The sequence below is a fragment of the Streptomyces flavofungini genome (assembly GCF_041028215.1).
GTDB classification, from domain to species: domain Bacteria; phylum Actinomycetota; class Actinomycetes; order Streptomycetales; family Streptomycetaceae; genus Streptomyces; species Streptomyces flavofungini_B.
Map to the genome: position 1 here is coordinate 1 of NZ_JASKYR010001008.1, position 1,694 is coordinate 1,694.

The window sequence follows — 1,694 nt, forward strand, 5'->3', positions numbered from 1 at the left end:
GCTGAACGAGGCGAGGGCGTCTTGGCGCAGGCGCATGGAGACCCGCTCGCCTCGGTGGCGGGTGAAGATCTGAGAGGGGTGTCCGCCGCCGTCGCCGTAAAAGGCAGTACCAGGTAGGGCCATCGTCTCCAAGGCCCGGGGCGCGCGTTCCAGGAGGAGGGTGTGCAGGGCGCGGCCGTCGGTCAGGAGCACGTCTCCACCCGAAGCGGCGGGTTGCTGGCAGACCAGGAGCATCAGACGGGGGGACGGGGAAGGCTGGAGCGCTCGGGATGCGCGAGGAGTTCTCCGGTGCCCAGTCCCGCCAGCCCGGGGCGTCGGGAGGCGCCTGTGTCACGGATAGTGGTCAGCGCATCCGGGTCGCTGTCGGGGTGCGGTACGAGCGACATCACCTGCTGTGCGAAGGCGAGAACTCTGGCCCGGGTCTCCAGTCCGTCGACGGTGGCGACCCCCCGGCCTCCGCACGAGTTCCATCACGGTGGAGGTCTGGCCGACACCGCCGGTGAGGGGCGTGACGTGCGTCTGGAACAGAGTGAGCGAGCGGGTCGGCATCGAGGTACTCCTCTTTCATCGGGCTGGACGTTTAGCGTCCGGACGAACGGCGGGCGACGTAAAGCGACACATTGTCCATTCGGGCAAAGGTGGCAATCTTGGCTTGGCCTTGCGGACGGGTGCTACGTTCCGAAGGGCACGCCCACCCTCACGTCTCAGGGACAACACATGTACAAGCCGTCGTTGTGGCCGGTATCCGTCAAGGGTGTTGCCCTCGATGCCCGCGCACGCGTGTTGCTCCTGCATAACGAGCGTGGCGAGAGTAGGAACTGCCGGGCGGTCGGCTGGAAATCGGTCCCGCAGGTCACAGGTCGGCGCCAGCCGACAGGAGTCCCGGTGCGGCGCTGGAGCGCGAGGTGGCGGAGGAGAGCGGCTGGATGGCGAAGGCCGGTCCTCTGCTCGACGGCGGGACCTGGATCTACGAGCCGATCCCCGACCGCCGGGTCCTGATCGTCACCTACGGCTGCACGGTTCTGTCCCCCGACCGTATGCCGGTCCTGAGCCACGAGCACAAGGAGATTGGGCTCTACCACCGGCACGAGATCGGTGGCCTGACCATGCCCGAAGGTTGCAAGCGGTCGATCGCGGCCTGGTACGACCACCCCGGCAGGTGACTCGTCGTGGACGCCTGCACTACTGCTTCCGGGCCGACCACGCGCCGGTCGGCGCGGCTGGCCTCCTGGCGCTGGGCGACACCGGAGGCTCAGGCCGTCCTCGCTACGCGACCTGGCTTCGATCCTGAAGTACCACCGGCACGTCCAGGGCACCAGCCAGATGGAGACCGGTGCGCTCCTGGGCTACCACAAGACCTACATCTCGGCCCTGGAACTGGGCAAACGGCATCTCAGCGATGTCGGGAGCCTGCGTCATGTCGCCGAGTGACTCGCTCTGCCCTCGCATGTCCTGGGCGTCACGGACCCGGCCGACACCGACCACCGGGCCATGGTCCAGTTCGGTACCTCCACCGTGCGGCTCCCCGAGGTCGCCCGCTAGGCCGTGTCCGCAAAGTGCTGTGGTCGTTGGTCTGTTCGTGGTGCGTCGTCATGAGCTGACTGATGAGTCGTGGGCGGTGATCGAGCCGTTTCTGGCTCCACCGCGGATGGGTCGTCCGGTGCGGGATCGCCGGCAGGTGGTCAACGGGATCC

General features: G+C 67.7%; 2 protein-coding genes. One reads left to right on the top strand and one right to left on the bottom strand.

Features of this window, described 5'->3' with window-relative positions; all coding sequences use genetic code 11:
* Positions 1-192 (bottom strand): hypothetical protein (locus tag AB8Z36_RS37705; RefSeq protein WP_369217886.1); only part of this gene is annotated, 192 nt, incomplete at its 3' end.
* Positions 193-905: 713 nt separating this feature from the next.
* Between AB8Z36_RS37705 and AB8Z36_RS37710 the strand changes: the two genes are divergently transcribed.
* The gene (locus tag AB8Z36_RS37710) at positions 906-1,163 is read left to right on the top strand and encodes a hypothetical protein (RefSeq protein ID WP_369217887.1); all 258 of its coding nucleotides are present in this window, start codon (positions 906-908) and stop codon (positions 1,161-1,163) included.
* The last annotated feature ends 531 nt before the right edge of the window (positions 1,164-1,694 follow it).